General features: G+C 44.6%; 13 protein-coding genes. 9 read left to right on the plus strand and 4 right to left on the minus strand.

Annotated elements, in window-relative coordinates; genetic code table 11:
* Window positions 1–109: 109 nt before the first annotated feature.
* The 3 genes from greA to carA form a co-directional block, all read right to left on the minus strand.
* A complete protein-coding gene (gene greA, locus ACI2IW_RS04130; protein ID WP_057760725.1) occupies window positions 110–586 on the minus strand; it encodes a transcription elongation factor GreA in 477 nt (158 codons plus the stop codon).
* A gap of 330 nt (window positions 587–916) precedes the next feature.
* Window positions 917–4180: a carbamoyl-phosphate synthase large subunit gene (carB, locus tag ACI2IW_RS04135; RefSeq protein WP_102091162.1), complete on the minus strand. Its 3264-nt coding sequence runs from the start codon at window positions 4178–4180 to the stop codon at window positions 917–919.
* A gap of 153 nt (window positions 4181–4333) precedes the next feature.
* Window positions 4334–5575: a glutamine-hydrolyzing carbamoyl-phosphate synthase small subunit gene (carA, locus tag ACI2IW_RS04140; RefSeq protein WP_404692738.1), complete on the minus strand. Its 1242-nt coding sequence runs from the start codon at window positions 5573–5575 to the stop codon at window positions 4334–4336.
* Window positions 5576–6080: 505 nt separating this feature from the next.
* On the opposite strand from carA, the gene ACI2IW_RS04145 reads away from it, so the two are divergent.
* The 4 genes from ACI2IW_RS04145 to ACI2IW_RS04160 all read left to right on the plus strand — a co-directional run bounded on the left by ACI2IW_RS04145 (window position 6081) and on the right by ACI2IW_RS04160 (window position 9059).
* Entirely contained in the window at window positions 6081–6617 is a 537-nt protein-coding gene (locus ACI2IW_RS04145; protein ID WP_102091164.1) for a gamma carbonic anhydrase family protein, read from the plus strand.
* A 158-nt stretch (window positions 6618–6775) separates the two neighbouring features.
* A complete protein-coding gene (locus tag ACI2IW_RS04150; RefSeq protein WP_404692739.1) occupies window positions 6776–7477 on the plus strand; it encodes an HAD family hydrolase in 702 nt (233 codons plus the stop codon).
* Between the two features lie 124 nt (window positions 7478–7601).
* Window positions 7602–8697, plus strand: a protein-coding gene (gene prfB / locus ACI2IW_RS04155; RefSeq protein ID WP_102078362.1) for a peptide chain release factor 2 whose coding sequence is annotated in 2 segments (ribosomal slippage) — window positions 7602–7673 and window positions 7675–8697 — 1095 coding nt in all. Because the reading frame shifts where the segments join, the coding sequence is not laid out codon by codon here.
* A gap of 77 nt (window positions 8698–8774) precedes the next feature.
* Window positions 8775–9059, plus strand: coding sequence for a pyrimidine/purine nucleoside phosphorylase (locus ACI2IW_RS04160; RefSeq protein WP_404692740.1), 285 nt, complete (start codon window positions 8775–8777; stop codon window positions 9057–9059).
* Between the two features lie 92 nt (window positions 9060–9151).
* On the opposite strand, the gene ACI2IW_RS04165 is transcribed toward ACI2IW_RS04160, so the two are convergent.
* Window positions 9152–9604, minus strand: coding sequence for a GNAT family N-acetyltransferase (locus tag ACI2IW_RS04165; RefSeq protein ID WP_404692741.1), 453 nt, complete (start codon window positions 9602–9604; stop codon window positions 9152–9154).
* A gap of 188 nt (window positions 9605–9792) precedes the next feature.
* Between ACI2IW_RS04165 and ACI2IW_RS04170 the strand changes: the two genes are divergently transcribed.
* The 5 genes from ACI2IW_RS04170 (at window position 9793) to clpB (ending at window position 17408) form a co-directional block, all read left to right on the plus strand.
* Window positions 9793–10923, plus strand: coding sequence for a DNA topoisomerase IB (locus tag ACI2IW_RS04170; protein ID WP_404692742.1), 1131 nt, complete (start codon window positions 9793–9795; stop codon window positions 10921–10923).
* 305 nt (window positions 10924–11228) lie between these two features.
* The gene (locus ACI2IW_RS04175) at window positions 11229–12944 is read left to right on the plus strand and encodes an AMP-binding protein (protein ID WP_404692743.1); all 1716 of its coding nucleotides are present in this window, start codon (window positions 11229–11231) and stop codon (window positions 12942–12944) included.
* 72 nt (window positions 12945–13016) lie between these two features.
* Entirely contained in the window at window positions 13017–13808 is a 792-nt protein-coding gene (locus ACI2IW_RS04180; protein ID WP_404692744.1) for an SDR family NAD(P)-dependent oxidoreductase, read from the plus strand.
* A gap of 111 nt (window positions 13809–13919) precedes the next feature.
* Window positions 13920–14501, plus strand: coding sequence for a murein L,D-transpeptidase family protein (locus tag ACI2IW_RS04185; RefSeq protein WP_404692745.1), 582 nt, complete (start codon window positions 13920–13922; stop codon window positions 14499–14501).
* 309 nt (window positions 14502–14810) lie between these two features.
* Complete coding sequence (clpB, locus tag ACI2IW_RS04190) at window positions 14811–17408, plus strand: ATP-dependent chaperone ClpB (RefSeq protein ID WP_404692746.1); 2598 nt, start codon at window positions 14811–14813, stop codon at window positions 17406–17408.
* The last annotated feature ends 1 nt before the right edge of the window (window position 17409 follow it).

Genomic DNA, 17409 nt, shown 5'->3' on the forward strand with positions numbered 1-17409 from the left:
TAAGTCGCTAGTCACAATCATTGTCATCGAAGCTACTATCTAAAAGTCATTTCTCAAACTGTCTATCACTAAGAATATCAAGTTTCTAGATTAGAACGCAGTGTAGCTATTAGTCGTAGATAACTTTCATGACTTCATATTCAACCACGCCTTTTGGCGTTTCGATGCGTACTTCGTCGCCTTCGAACTTACCAATCAAACCACGAGCGATTGGTGAGTTGACTGAGATTTTGCCAGCTTTAAAGTCAGCTTCATCATCGCCAACGATTTTGTACTGTTTTTCTTCTTCAGTGTCCATGTTTTCGATCACGACGCTGACGCCAAACACGATACGGCCTTCTTTTGGCAGTGTCGAAGGGTCGATGACTTGAGCGCCACCAAGTTTGGCTTCGATATCACGAATACGTGCTTCACAAAAACCTTGTTGCTCGCGGGCAGCATGGTATTCAGCATTTTCTTTCAAATCGCCGTGTTCGCGTGCTTCAGCAATCGATGCTGTGATACGTGGACGGTCGACACTTTTTAGCTGTTTTAATTCGGCTTCTAGAGCCGCGTGTCCTTGCGGAGTCATTGGGTAACGTTGCATGTTTTTTCCTTAAACCAATAACACCACACCACCTCATAATGAGATGGTGTCAGTGTTGTTGCAATGGATATAAAATATAAAAGAGTGATAATTAAGACGATGTAATGAATAAGTTGGCTATCATTTATGAGTGTATCTCACCTCAATTTAAGCATAGGCGCACTTAAGCTTACGTAATAAAAAGCATAGTCGCAATTTAGCCACTATGCTTTTTAGGTCTATCACGGTAAAGGTATCGTTCCTCAAGCATGGTTGGCTATATTTAAAGCAAACAACGATACTTGAGTGAGCTTTTAGGCAAGCCTAACGGTTATGCTTAATCTACTGAAATTATTCAGCCACGTCAATAGACTTTGCTTGCTCATGCAAATCTTGTAACTTATAGACATCAAACGGTAAGTCAATCGCGTAAGATTTGCAGACGGCATCAGCGGCACCTAACGTGGTGACGTAGAATACTTTGCCCTGTAGCGCACTACGGCGAATAGAGAACGAATCCTCTTGAGCTTGCTTACCTTCAGTGGTATTGATGATAAGGTCGATTTTGCCGTTTTTCAAGGCATCAACGATATGCGGGCGACCTTCAGTGACCTTGTTGATTTGCTGACTTTCGATACCAGCGTCGCTCAGTACTTTTTGCGTGCCAGTGGTCGAGACAATCTTAAAGCCAAAGTCGGCAAGCTGACGAGCAATCGGAGCGATTTGGGCTTTGTCACTGTCACGAACTGAGATAAAGACCGTTTTTGTCTCGCCTTCAGTTGGTAGACCTGGCAGACGCTCATTACTACCGATAATGGCCTTGTAGAATGCTTCGCCAAAGGTTTTGCCCACGCCCATAACTTCGCCCGTTGATTTCATCTCAGGACTCAAGATTGGGTCAACACCTGGGAACTTGGCAAATGGGAATACCGCTTCTTTGACCGCATAGAATGCTGGGACAATTTCAGTGGTAAAGCCTTGGTCTTTAAGCGAAGTACCAGCCATGCAGCGCGCTGCAACCTGTGCTAATGAAGTACCGATACACTTAGAAACGAACGGTACTGTACGTGCAGCACGTGGGTTCACTTCTAGGATATATACGGTTTCGCCTTTTACTGCGAACTGTACGTTCATCAGACCGATAACGCCTAGCTCTTTTGCCATAGCGACTGTCTGTGCGCGCATCACATCACATAGCTCTTTAGACAGTGAGTATGGTGGCAGTGAGCATGCTGAGTCACCTGAGTGAACGCCAGCCTGTTCGATATGTTGCATGATACCGCCGATAACGACATCAGTACCATCACATACACAGTCTACATCGACTTCGATAGCATCATCTAAGAAACGATCTAGTAGGACAGGCGCTTCGTTCGATGCTTGTACCGCAGTACGTAGATAGTGTCTTAGCTCGTCTTCGTTATAGACAATTTCCATCGCGCGACCACCTAATACATAAGATGGACGTACAACCAATGGATAGCCTACGTCTTTGGCTTTAACCAAGCCGTCTTCTAAGCTGGTTGCTAGAGCGTTTGATGGCTGTACTAGGTTTAGCTGCTGAATCATATGCTGGAAGCGCTCACGGTCTTCGGCACGGTCAATTGCATCTGGGCTAGTACCGATGATTTTAACGCCTGCTGACTCTAGTGCACGAGCAAGTTTCAATGGTGTTTGACCACCGAACTGGACAATCACGCCATCAGGGTTTTCGATACGAACGATCTCTAGCACGTCTTCTAACGTGATTGGCTCAAAGTATAGACGGTCAGAAGTGTCATAATCGGTTGAAACCGTTTCAGGGTTACAGTTGACCATGATGGTCTCGTAACCATCTTCACGCATGGCAAGCGCTGCATGCACACAGCAGTAATCAAACTCGATACCTTGGCCGATACGGTTAGGACCGCCACCGATAACCATGATTTTCTTTTTATCTGTTGGATTGGCTTCACATTCGCTATCGTACGTCGAGTACATGTAAGCCGTGCTAGTAGCAAACTCTGCGGCACAGGTATCGACACGCTTATAGACTGGATAGACGTTTAGATCCCAACGCTTTTTGCGTAGCTGCTTTTGTGAGATACCAAGCAATTTTGCCAAACGCAAATCTGATAAGCCTTTACGTTTAAAGCTACGTAGATTTTTTTCGTTCAAGCCGCCAAAACCAAGTGATTTTACGGTGGCTTCTGTTTTAACGATGTCTTCTATCTGTACCAAGAACCATGGGTCAATCTTGGTAAAGTTAAACACTTCATCGACACTCATACCGACGCGGAATGCATCAGCAACGTAGTAGATACGCTCAGGTGTTGGAATAGTTAGGCGGTTGATGATTTCGCTACGCGCTTTTTCGGCGCTTACTTTTGATAAGTCAATTTGCTCATCAAAACCATCCGCACCTGTTTCCATACCGCGCAATGCTTTTTGCATCGACTCTTGGAAGTTACGACCAATTGCCATCACTTCACCGACCGATTTCATCTGAGTCGATAGGATGTTGTCTGCTTGCGGGAATTTTTCAAAGTTGAAACGAGGTATCTTGGTCACGACATAATCAAGCGCAGGCTCAAAGCTGGCTGGCGTTTTGCCACCAGTGATGTCATTTTGCAATTCATCTAGGGTATAACCAATCGCCAGTTTTGCTGCAATTTTGGCAATAGGGAAGCCAGTGGCTTTTGAGGCTAGGGCAGACGAGCGTGATACGCGTGGGTTCATCTCAATGACGACCATGCGACCAGTATCAGGGTTGATACCGAACTGTACGTTTGAACCGCCTGTTTCAACACCGATCTCACGCAGTACTGCTAATGACGCATTACGCATGATTTGGTATTCTTTGTCGGTCAAGGTCTGTGCTGGTGCGACGGTGATTGAGTCACCGGTATGCACACCCATTGGGTCAAAGTTTTCGATAGCACAGATGATGATGCAGTTGTCGTTTTTGTCACGAACCACTTCCATCTCGTATTCTTTCCAACCAATCAATGATTCATCGATGAGTAGCTGATGGTTTGGAGACAAGTCAAAACCGCGCTCGCAGATTTCAATGAACTCATCGCGGTTATAGGCGATACCGCCGCCTGAACCGCCCATGGTGAATGATGGACGAATGATACACGGATAGCCCATTTTTTCTTGAGTAGCAAAGGCTTCTTCCATGGTTTCAGCCGTTTCAGCGCGAGGGCACTCAAGGCCGATACGCTTCATGGCTTTATCAAACAAGTTGCGGTCTTCTGCCATCTCGATTGAGTCTTTGGTCGCGCCAATTAACTCGCAGTTATACTTGGTCAATACGCCGTGCTTATCTAGCTCTAGCGCACAGTTTAGTGCTGTCTGTCCGCCCATCGTTGGCAAGATTGCATCTGGTCGCTCTTTGGCAATGATTTGCTCAACGGTTTGCCAAGTAATCGGCTCGATATAGGTCGCGTCAGCCATGACAGGGTCAGTCATGATGGTCGCAGGGTTTGAGTTGACCAAGATGACGCGGTAGCCTTCTTCTTTTAGTGCTTTACACGCCTGTGCGCCTGAATAGTCAAACTCACATGCTTGGCCGATGACGATAGGGCCTGCGCCAATGATAAGAATGCTTTTTATGTCGGTACGTTTTGGCATAGTTAGAGCTACCTTCGTTTGGGTGATAATTTGAGTAATCTTTATTTTTGGTAACGCTCAAGGCGTTTTATACTTGCAGTGCTTTATTTAGTGCCGCTTGAAGCGCTATGGACGATTCAAGCGTTTACTTATTATGTAGTTATAATCAACCGTTTACGCTTGGGCAGTTTTAGACTGTTCCATCATATCCGCAAACTTATCAAATAATGGCGCGCAGTCATGTGGACCAGGGCTGGCTTCTGGGTGACCTTGGAAGCTAAAGACTGGCTTGTTGGTCAGCTCGATACCTTGGTTAGTACCATCAAATAATGAGCGATGAGTAGATTTAACGTTGTCAGGTAGCGTGTCTTCATCAACCGCGAAGCCATGGTTCTGACTGGTAATCATAACCGTGCCAGTCGCCAAATCTTGTACTGGATGGTTGGCACCATGATGGCCAGTTTTCATCTTGATAGTATTTGCACCGCTAGCCAAACCAATCAGCTGATGGCCTAAGCAGATGCCAAACGTTGGCACATCAGTTTGCTCAATGATGTGACGTACCGCATCGATAGCGTAATCACAAGCTGCAGGATCACCAGGGCCGTTTGATAAGAAGATGCCATCTGGGTTCATTGCTAGCACATCAGCGATAGGGGTCTGTGCTGGTACAACCGTTACGTGACAACCGCGGTCGACGAGCATGCGTAAGATGTTGGTTTTGCTACCGAAGTCATAAGCGACGACGTTGTATTTAGAATCGATATGAGTGCCGAGTTGTTTAAAGAAGCCGCCAGTACCGCTATCATGACTACCAGGGATATCACGGTTGAGTAGGGTGTCTGACAGATCCCAAGTGCCTGCTGTCCACTCGAAGTTCTCTTTAGTACAGCATTCTTTTGCCAAGTCCATGCCCTTTAGACCTGCAAAACCTTTTGCTAACTCAATCGCTTTTTGCTCATCGTCGCTGCTGATCGTCTCGCCGTTTGAGGGAGTCATGATACAGCCGTTCTGTGCACCTTTATCACGTAATAGACGTGTTAGCTGACGCGTATCAATTTCAGCGATAGCCACTGTCTCATTACGCTGTAAATAGTCGCTGAGTGACTCTGAGTTACGGAAGTTAGAGGTTGCCATGGTCGCATCACGAATGATAAGACCGTCTGCCCATACTTTATGGCCATTGCCGGATTCTGTATCTTCAGCGTTGGTGCCTGTATTACCGATGTGAGGGTAAGTCAAAGTCACCAGCTGGCGGGCATAACTTGGATCGGTTAGGATTTCTTGATACCCTGTCATGGCTGTGTTAAATACCACTTCACCAATACGATGACCTAGGCTGCCGATACTGACACCGCGAAAGATTGTACCGTCTGCTAGTGCCAAAATTGCTTGTATTTCTGCCGATGAATTCAAGGATTGCCTCCGCTGTTATTGGTGAGTGCCATCATGTTTTGTTGGACTAAAATTGCTCCGTATCCTTTTATTTACGGCATTTGACAGGTGTCAAACCGAAGCAATAAAAGGGCGATACACAAAAATTTTCCACAAAAAAGCGAGAAGACATTATTGATGAAAACTACAAAACCCACTAGATAGTGAATAGGTAACTTGCATCATGTCCGCTCGCTTAGGCACAGATTTTGCGTATTATATACAAAATAGACGGTTATAGCTAGCCGATTTACTGGATTAATAGTCATTTCATGGCTAATAATGAGGTCTTTATAAAGATATTGACTTTATAAAATAGCCTAAGCAGACACTGACTCCTTTCTCTTTTATCAAAATCAACATCTAGCGTGTATTAATAGCGCTGGATTTTCGCAGTTGGCTTTGCCACAATGGACAGCGGCGCAGCCCTAGACCCAATTTTTATGATCGTTTGTTATAACAATAATGAAGATGACAAGGAGTCGTTATGATTTATCAGTATTTAGACAAAACCCCTGAGTTTGCCGCACCGTTCAACGGTTGGGTAGCAGACTCAGCGCAAGTGATGGGCGATGTATATTTAGGCCATCAAGCCAATATTTGGTTCGGTGCAGTGATACGCGGTGACAACGATCGTATCCATATCGGTGACTATAGTAATGTCCAAGAAAACAGTGTGATTCATACTGATGCAGGTATTGAGGTGAAAATCGGTAACTACGTGACTATCGGTCATCTGGCTATGTTACATGGCTGTGAAGTCGGTGATAACAGCCTGATTGGCATTGGTGCAGTGGTGCTCAATAATGTCAAAATTGGTAAAAACTGTCTGATAGGGGCGAAAGCCTTGATTACTGAAGGTCAGGTTATTCCAGATAACTCGCTAGTGATGGGCGCGCCTGCAAAAGTGGTCAAGACGCTAACAGATGAGCAAGCAGCCATGCTAAAAATGTCAGCGCTACATTATGCTGAGCGTTGTCAGAAATTTAAAACAGGCTTAACAGAAATAGCGATGCCTGACTAAAGGTAAATAGTCTAAGCAATTCTAAAGGGATAGATTACAAGGTACAGGCTTATTTCGTTTACATGCTATTTAAGTGATGTGCTCAGCTTTAGTAGATAACTGTACCCAATTTTATTAAACGATTCATATTTTTTCGCAACCAACGATAAGGTCTCATCATGCAGGCAAATCAAGCACAAACACAACAAAAACAACTGGCATTATTTGATTTAGATCATACGTTACTTGATGTCGATAGTGATTATCTCTGGGGTGAGTATATCGTAAAGCATGACCTTGTCGATGAGGCGCAGTACCGCACTGCCAATCAGAAATTTTATAATGACTATATTGAAGGTACGTTAGACGCGACAGAGTACAATGAATTCGTCGCGCAGTTTTTAAGCAGTCTGCCGCTTGATAGACTTGATGAGCTAAGAGAAGACTATATCAAAAGCGAAATCGAGCCACATATTCGCCCAAAAGCGATGGAAGCATTATGTCAGCACATTGAGCAAGGGCACGATGTGGTGATTATTTCTGCGACCAATGATTTTGTGGTCTCTGCCATTGCCAAACGTTTCGGTATAGAAGCCGCCAATGTGTTATCAACACCGCTCGAGATAAAAGACAATCGCTATACAGGTAAGTTAGCAGACAAACCCAATTTTAAAGAAGGTAAGATATACCATCTAGACAAATGGGTGAATAAGCAGCAGTTGGCTGGGGTTACCTTTGAAAAAACATATGCGTATTCAGATTCTAAAAATGATATTCCATTGCTCGAATGGGCTGATGTGGCCGTTTGCGTATCACCTGATGATGCGTTACATGCGCATGCTTTGGCACATCGCTGGGCAGTAGAAGATTGGTCGATCTAGATTATTTAATCCAGTAATAGTAGCAACATTGGCATCAGCGATAATTAACGAACCATTTAGTATCAATCTCATTTAAAATAGCGCCACATTCGTTATTTATTTTATTAGAAAAATAGGAATATTTATGGAAATCAATCCGTATCAAGAGCAAATTAAAGATTTATCAGAGCGCGGGCAGGATTTGCGGAGGTATCTTTGACTTCGATGGTAAGCAAGAACGCTTAGAAGAAGTCAATTTGGAATTAGAAAACCCCGAGCTATGGAACGATCCAGAGCGCGCGACCAAGATTAATAAAGAAAAAAGTCACCTTGATGGTGTCATCGATGTGGTGGTTTCTCTTGAGACGACACTAGAAGACGCGTCTGCCATGCTAGAGTTGGCAGTCGAAGCAGAAGACGAGTCATTGCTAGCTGATGTGCAGAGCGAGCTAGATAGCGCTGAGAAACGTGTTGCTGATTTAGAATTCCGCCGAATGTTTAGCGGTGAGATGGATCCAAACAATTGCTACTTGGATATTCAGTCAGGCAGTGGCGGTACTGAAGCGCAAGATTGGGCTGAAATGCTACTACGCATGTACACACGCTGGGCAGAAGCACATGGTTTTAAAGTAGATGTGATTGAAGTGTCGTCAGGTAGCGTGGCTGGTATCAAGTCGGCAACGATTGAGATCAAAGGCGACTATGCATTTGGTTGGTTGCGCACCGAGATTGGCGTTCACCGTTTGGTACGTAAATCACCATTTGATAGTAATAATGGTCGTCATACGTCGTTTGCTGCGGTGTTTGTGTCACCTGAGATTGACGATAATGTCGAGATTGATATCAATCCAGCGGATTTGCGTATCGATACCTATCGTTCATCTGGGGCGGGTGGTCAGCACGTAAACACAACAGATTCTGCGGTACGTATTACCCATGAGCCGTCGGGCGTGGTAGTGACCTGTCAGAATGAGCGTAGTCAACATGGTAACAAAGCCACTGCGATGAAGATGCTACGTGCTAAGCTCTATGAGCTGGAAATGCAAAAGCGCATGGAATCACAGCAAGCGGTTGAAGATGGTAAGTCTGATGTCGGCTGGGGCAGTCAAATTCGCTCATACGTACTTGATGACTCACGTATCAAAGACTTGCGTACGGGTGTTGAGACCTTTAACACTGGTGCTGTGCTAGATGGTGACCTCGATCAGTTTATCGAAGCGAGTTTAAAAGCTGGATTGTAAGCAGCCGTTTTAAACAAGCAACCGTTTTAAAATAGTAACTAATTAAAATAGCAACTAACATTTAATTAAGGAAAATTATGCCAAGCGTTAATAATTATTTTGATGATAAAGTGACTTCTATTGCTTTTCAAACGGCTACCAAGCCTGCGACTGTCGGCGTCATGGAAGTTGGTGAGTATGAGTTTGGCACTAGTGAATTCGAAACCATGAGTGTGGTGAGCGGTGCATTGACGGTTAAGCTACCAGAGAGTGATGAGTGGCAAACGTTTAACGCTGGCGAGCAGTTTACGGTGGAAGCTAACGAAAAGTTTCAGGTAAAAGTAGATGTCGAAACCGCTTACTTATGTGTATACGGTAAATAACGACTTATAAGTTATAGTAGTATCAAAACGAAAAACGCCAAGTATTTTATGCTTGGCGTTTTTTGTGGGCATTTCATTCTCTAGCTTACCTTTCATAGGTCCTTACGGTACTGAACCATATCTGTCTGAGTGGCAATGGCATCATAGAGTTTACGAGCGGCGATGTTGCTGTCTTGCGTCGTCCAGTAGACGCGGTTACAGTCTTTGTCCTTAGCAAAGGAGTATACATGTTCAATCAATGCACGTCCCACACCTTGACCACGGACATTATCCGCGACGTATAAATCTTCTAAGTAACAACACGCGTTAGTATTCCATGTGTTGGGATGCAGTACCACATGGGTAATGCCTACCAAAACACCATCCCTCCACGCCCCAAATCCATAAACAGAGACGTCATCATCAAGCAGATTGCGCCATGTCGTCTCCGTCGTGCTTGATGGCAAATTGGTCTCATAAAATGTCAGATAGTTTTGCCATAAGTGCGCCCAAAGATCATGATCGGCGAGGGCGAGTGCCTTTATTTTCACAGGTGAATGGTTCATTTTTTATAAACTTAAGTCGTGAGTAGTGCTGAATTATGCCTCAAAAATACAGCATTTAGAACCCGTATCGCTATTTTTATCACTGCTTTATTTTACACAGCATTACACTTTGTCTGTGCCAAATAAACAGCAAAAACTACCGTCATTAATTATGCTAAAACCATGAACTCTTAAAGGCATACAGGTTTATGACAAAGGCAACAGTAAAGGCAAGCCAGCAAACAATGACCAAAGACGTGCGTCATGATTACGAGCATCTCGCACGCCGTGCCAATTTGCGTTATGTGAGTGATAATGAGCCAGGCTACGAGCGTAGACGTTGGGGTCGCGGCTTCACTTATCGTGATGCAACGGGTAACACGGTCAAAGACAAAGCACTGCGTCAGCGTTTTGATGCATTGGTGATACCGCCCATGTGGTCAGAAGTTTGGATATGCCAAGACGAAAGAGGCCATCTGCAATCAACAGGGCGAGACGAAAAATCACGTAAACAGTATCTGTATCATCCTTCATGGAACAATATCCGTGACCAAGCAAAGTTTGATGCGATGATAGGATTTGCAGAGGCATTGCCCAATCTACGCGCGCAGGTGGAGATAGATTTGGAAGCAAAGTCCTTATCACGCACCAACGTACTCGCTGCCGTTGTTAAATTGCTAGAGACCACTTTGATTCGTATTGGTAACAGCCGCTACGCCAAACAAAATAAAAGCTATGGTCTAAGTACGCTACGCAGTAAACATGTCAGTGAAACGGATAATGGACTGGCGTTTGATTTCGTCGGAAAAAGTGCGAAAGAGCATCATATTGAGCTGCAAGATGAGCGATTGATTGACATCGTGCAGGCCTGCTCTGAACTACCAGGCTATCAAATATTCAAATATTTAGATGACAACGGACATAAGCAAGTCGTTGACAGTAGTGATATCAATGACTACTTACGGATGCATACGTGCGACATGGACTGCGAAAGTAAGCTATACAGCGCAAAAGATTTTCGTACATGGATGGCAAGTGTACTCGCAGCAAGCTACCTTTATGACGAACTACAAACGTCTGCAGGCGCTAGCATACTAGCCAGTGCGCCAGAAAGCGCTGAGCGACAGCAATTAGTCACTGATATGGTAAAAAGTGTGGCAGCAGAGCTAGGCAACACGCCGACCGTATGCCGTGCCTCTTATATTCATCCCATTGTCATTGAGCGTTTTTTGGCAGGGCAGTTTTTTGAAACTTACAAACAAGCGCGCCGTGGTCGAACCAAAAAATACCAAAGCTGCGAAGAAAAAGCATTGTTAGGGTTTTTAAGAGCTGATGTTTAAGTGTGAGGTTTTAGATAATAATATTGAGGTGTTAGTTCTTTAATAGGAAATTGAAAATATGTGGCAGTACTTTGGCTATTGTGGGTGTCTTCGCGAACTTATAGCGAATTAATGATAATTAGTTATAGATTATCTCCATTTCTATAAAATAAAAATGATACGTTATGTATTGAAATAAACGTAAAAATGCGTTACTAATAGAGCATGATAAATACGAACCTATGAAACGGTCTATAGGATGTGACCGTTTTTTCAATCATAAATACAATTTTACCAGTTACTTGCTATTGCTAAAGGATTAGCTTATGAACACCACCTCTCAAACTCCGACGAATATTGATACAGATACTACCGTCACACCAAAAAACTATAGCGATTATTATAATAATTTTGATATGGATACACTGCTGTCAGAAATATTTGGCGAGCAGGTGGACGATCGTTTAAATGCTTATATGGCTTGCTGTGGTCGACATGTACGTGATGGCCGCGCTGACAATGCTGCGTTAGTACATGAAGATACCATGGGCAATATAACGCGCATGAGTTTTGGTGAGCTTGATAAAGCGAGTGCTCAAATCGCTAACCTGCTACAGTCGTATGGGGTAAAAGCGGGAGACAAAGTAGCGACGATGCTACCGCGTACGCCAGAGCTTCTTACCGTTGTGTTGGCAACATGGCGCATCGGCGCGGTATATCAGCCGCTATTTACTGCTTTTGGTTATGACTCAATCAAATATCGGATGGACAAAGCCGATACCAAAGTCGTTTTTACTAACTTAGAAAATCGCAGCAAGTTTGAAGATTTGGCTGAGCAAACCAAAATGGTGTTGGTCGGTAGTACTGAGGATGCTCAGACGTGGGGTGACGATCATTATATCCAGTCTATGGCAGCACAGTCGCAAACGATAGAACCAGTGATGCTCGATACAGATGCGCCATTCTTGCAAATGTTTACCTCAGGTACGGTTGGTAAATCAAAAGGCGTCAGCGTTCCATTGGCTGCGTTACCTGCTTTTTACCTATATATGCGTTATGCCATCGACCTACGCGAAGATGATCAATATTGGAACATGGCGGATCCAGGCTGGGCGTATGGCTTGTACTATGCCATCACAGGGCCTCTGTTACTGGGCATCACCACTTATTTTAATGAAGCAGGATTTGACGCGACCCATACCCGTGAATTTATGGTACGTCATCAGATTACCAATTTGGCCTCTTCACCAACCGCATTTCGAATGATGAAGTCTAGCGGCATTTTCGACAATGTTGATGAAGGCGCTCATAACGATACCAATGCCAAGCTGTCTTTACGCTGCGCCAACTCGGCAGGAGAGACGCTGAATACCGAAGTGGTCAACTGGGTCGAAACCTATCTGGCGTGCCAAGTCAAAGACCAATATGGTCAAACAGAGACTGGCATGACTTGCTGTGCACATCATGCACTGGCGCATGAGTGTCCTGTTGGCTCGATGGGTATGGCGCTCCCAGGTCATACACTAGTCGTACTAGATGATGATATGAATGTGCTACCGGATGGCGAACAAGGGCAGCTAGCAGTCGTCGTCAGTCAATCACCTGCGTTTTATTTCCGCGGTTATAGCTGGAATGAAAAACAAGCCTTTGTAGATGATTACTATCTGACAGGCGACGTGGTCGAGCGTCATAGTGACGGCAGTTACTGGTTCTCAGGCCGTGATGATGACATCATTATTACCGCAGGTTACCGCGTAGGGCCTACTGATGTCGAAAATACCGTATTAGAGCATGAAGCAGTGGCAGAATCTGCGGCAGTAGGCGTGCCAGATGAAGTGCGCGGTCACACTATTAAGTCTTACGTGGTGCTAAAAGATGGCATCGAAGGCAGTGAGCAAATCGCTAAAGAAATCCAAGAGCTGGTACGTAAACGTCTATCCACTCATGCTTATCCACGTGAGGTCGAGTTTGTGACAGAACTGCCGAAAACGCCAAGTGGTAAGATTCAACGCTTTTTGCTGCGTAGTCTGTCTGCTGCATAAGTGAGTTGGTAAAGCGTCCATAAATTTAATAGAAAAATATCTAATAAAAAGCAAAAATTTAGAGGAATAATCATGCAAGTTAAAGAAAATAGCTTTTTGGTCACAGGCGGTGCATCAGGTTTGGGAGAGTCAGTGGCTCGTGCGATTGTAGGTCAAGGCGGTAACGTCGTTATCGCTGATTTAAATGAATCAGCAGGGCAAGCACTAGTCGCTGAGCTAGGTGATAGTGCGCGCTTTGTACGCTGTGATATAACTAATGGCGATGAAGTACAATCAGCGGTCGAAATGGCAGAGTCAGCTTTCGGTGGCCTACAAGGTTCGATCAATTGTGCTGGTATCGTAGTGGTACAAAAACTGCTAGATCGTGATAACAATCCGGCAGACCTTGAGGCATTTAGCCGTGGGGTCAATATCAATCTGGTTGGTTCATTTAACGTCGCTCGTTTGGTTGCTGCTAGCATTGCCAAGCGCATAACGAATGACAGCAGTGCAGGTGACCATGTAGAGAAGAATGTAGATCAAGGCATTATCATTAATACAGCCTCTATCGCAGCCTTTGACGGACAAGTAGGGCAGGCCAGCTATTCATCGTCCAAGGCAGGCGTGGTTGGTCTGACCTTGCCACTTGCTCGCGAGCTGGCACGTCATGGTATACGTGTTATGACCATCGCACCAGGTGTCTTTGCCACGCCAATGATGGACAGTATTCCTGACAAGGCACGCGAGCAGTTAGAGGCAGGTGTGCCATATCCTAAACGTTTAGGCGCTCCCAATGAGTTTGCCAAACTGGTCACTCATATCATCGATAATGCTTACCTAAATGGTGAAGTCATTCGCTTAGATGGTGCGATTCGCATGGCGTAAAAGTCTAGTGAGTGATTCATCACTTTTGCACAAAACGTATCTACAGAATCTGGCATAGTGCTTTGATACATATGATTAATGACAAAAAATTAATTATAGGAATCAGAGCTTATGCCATTTTTTTATAAAAAATATTACTCATCAAATGAGCAGCGTACGCCTTGGTTGCCCATTATCATTGGCCTTAGTCTTGCTGCCATTGTCAGCATTAGCGCTATTGCTTATGTCAAAAGCACCTCAAAACCCGAAAACCCCATTCCTCCTTCTACAGTCATTGATAGAGTCTTTGTCGATAAATCAGACCGTATCTTAAAATTGATGAGCAATAGTAAAGTTATTAGGTCGTATCGTATTGCGCTAGGGGGCAATCCAACAGGTCATAAGCAACAAGAAGGCGACCAGCGTACGCCAGTTGGGGTTTATACCTTAGATTATAAAAACGAGAACTCTATTGCCCATCGCTCTATCCATATTAGCTACCCCAATGATGAGGACAAGGCGCGAGCGCAGTCATTGGGGGTTAATCCGGGTGGTGATATCATGATTCATGGGCAAATGAATGGCTTTGGATATTTGGCATTGTTTAATCAACGACGTGATTGGACAGATGGTTGTATCGCGGTTACCAATGACGAGATGGATGAAATTATGGCAGCGGTGACACTTGGTATTCCTATCGAAATCGTGGAGTAGAATAGTCGGATTGTTATCTAATTTATACTAAGTAGGTGCATTATTTATTACCTTATTCAATGGAAATTTATTTTTAATTTTCATTGATAAAATGGCATAATTTATCTACTAACTATCTTTAACTGATATTAATAGCTAATTTAAATATCATTAATAATAAATATCATTGCTTTAAGTAAGGTTTTATTTGGCAATCATCTTGAAATAGGTGTATATATACCTTATATAAGTGACAGATAACAGTGGGCACTAGACTAAGATAATCCTTAGAGGTGCTACTGAGAATACCAATTATAAAAGGATATAGACATGAGATTTGAGAAGTTTACTCAAAAACTGCAGTCCGCCATTCAAGAAGCACAAAGCCTAGCATTAGGTCGCGATCATACAGGCATTGATCCTGTGCATTTGCTTGCCGTGTTGTTACAAGATGAGTCTAATTTATCCATCTGCCAACAAGCAGGTGCTTCTATCCCAGCGCTAAAAAATGGCGTTGCAAAAGCATTAGATAATCAAGCGACCATTTCGGAGCCGACAGGTGACGTCAATCTTAACCCAAACTCGGTTAAAATCTTGAATTTGGCAGATCGTCAGGCGCAAAAAGAAGGCGATGATTTTATCGCGACGGAATGGGTGATGTTAGCACTCGCTGAGCAGGGCGAAACCAAAAAGATATTTGAAAGTGCTGGCGTGACGGCAAGCAAACTAAAAGTGGTGATTGAGCAATTACGCGGCGATGATACGGTGAATAACCAAAACGCAGAAGATCAGCGTGATGCGCTCAACAAGTACACGATCAACCTGACTGAACAAGCAGAGCTTGGCAAGCTAGATCCAGTCATTGGCCGTGACGAAGAGATTCGCCGTACCATTCAGGTACTATCGCGCCGTACCAAAAACAACCCTGTACTCATCGGTGAGCCGGGCGTTGGTAAAACGGCTATCGTCGAAGGTTTGGCACAAAAAATCATCAATGGTGATGTACCAGAAGGACTGCGCCGTAAAGAAGTGCTGTCATTGGATTTAGGTGCGCTTATCGCTGGGGCAAAATTCCGCGGTGAGTTCGAAGAGCGCCTCAAAAGCGTATTGAGCGACTTGGCCAAGCAAGAAGGCAATGTCATTCTGTTCATCGATGAGCTGCATACGATGGTAGGTGCAGGTAAATCTGAAGGCGCAATGGATGCGGGTAATATGCTAAAACCTGCATTGGCACGTGGTGAGCTACATTGTGTCGGAGCGACGACGCTTGATGAATACCGCAAGTACATCGAAAAAGATGCAGCGCTTGAGCGTCGTTTCCAAAAAGTGCTGGTCGATGAGCCAACGGTCGAAGATACCATTGCGATATTACGGGGTCTAAAAGAGCGTTACGAGCTACATCACGGCGTCGATATTCAAGATAGTGCCATTATCGCTGCTGCGCGCATGAGTCATCGCTATATTACTGATCGTAAGCTACCAGATAAAGCGATTGATTTAATTGACGAAGCGGCCAGTCGTCTGCGCATGGAGATGGATAGCAAGCCTGAATCACTAGGTAAGCTCGATAGCCGCTTGATTCAGTTAAAAATGCAGCGTGAAGTACTCAAAAATGAAGAAGATGCTGGCGCGCAAGCCGAGCGTAAAGTGCTCGATGCGCAAATAGCGGAATTGGAAAAAGAGTATGCTGATCTCAACGAGGTTTGGCAGGCAGAGAAAGCACTGGTCAAAGGCAGTCAACAGCTAAAAGACGAGCTAGATAAAGCCCGTATCGCGTATGACAAAGCCAGCCGCGAAGGCGACTATGAGACCATGAGTAAGCTGCAATACGAAACCATTCCGCAGTTAGAACGACGTATTCATGAGTCTGACTTGGCTGAGCAAAAAGAGCAGACAGGTGAAGGTAGCGGTGTGAAATTGCTACGTAATAAGGTGACAGACAACGAAATCGCCGAAGTGGTGGCGGCAGCGACGGGTATTCCAGTCAGTAAAATGATGCAAGGCGAGCGTGACAAGATGATCGCAATGGAAGAAAAGCTCCATGAGCGTGTCATTGGTCAAAACGAAGCGGTCGAATCGGTGGCCAATGCGGTACGTCGTAGCCGTGCAGGCTTATCTGATCCCAATCGTCCATCTGGTTCGTTTTTATTCTTAGGACCTACGGGTGTCGGTAAGACCGAGCTGACCAAATCACTAGCAAACTTCTTGTTTGACTCTGAAGATGCGATTGTACGTATCGACATGAGTGAGTATATGGAAAAACACAGTGTCAGCCGTTTGGTAGGCGCGCCTCCAGGTTATGTCGGTTATGAAGAAGGTGGTACATTGACTGAAGCAGTACGCCGTAAGCCATACAGCGTCATATTGTTCGATGAAGTAGAGAAGGCGCATCCTGATGTGTTCAACATCTTGCTGCAAGTATTGGACGATGGCCGCTTAACCGATTCGCAAGGTCGCGTGGTAGATTTCAAAAACACTGTGATCATCATGACCAGTAACTTGGGTTCGCATAAAATTCAAGAGATGGTTGGCGAAAGCTACGAGGATATCAAAGCGGAAGTAATGGATTCTGTTGGGCAGCATTTCCGTCCAGAGTTCGTCAACCGTATTGATGAAATCGTAGTCTTCCATCCGCTTGGTATGTCGCAGATGGCAGGTATTGCGGATATTCAACTGGATCGATTACGTCAGCGTATCCAAGAGCGTGAGATGGATATTGAGCTGTCAGCAGATGCGATGAATAAATTGGTTGCTGTGGGTTATGACCCTGTTTATGGTGCTCGTCCTTTAAAGCGTGCCATTCAACAAGAGATCGAAAACCCATTGTCATTGAAACTATTAGCAGGTGACTTTGTCGCTGGTGATATTATCAAAGTCGACGTAGGCACTGATGACAAGCTAACTTTTGATAAGCTTAGAATGAGCTAAT

The organism is Psychrobacter sp. NPDC078501, from assembly GCF_044900935.1.
In the GTDB taxonomy this organism is placed as follows: Bacteria; Pseudomonadota; Gammaproteobacteria; order Pseudomonadales; family Moraxellaceae; genus Psychrobacter.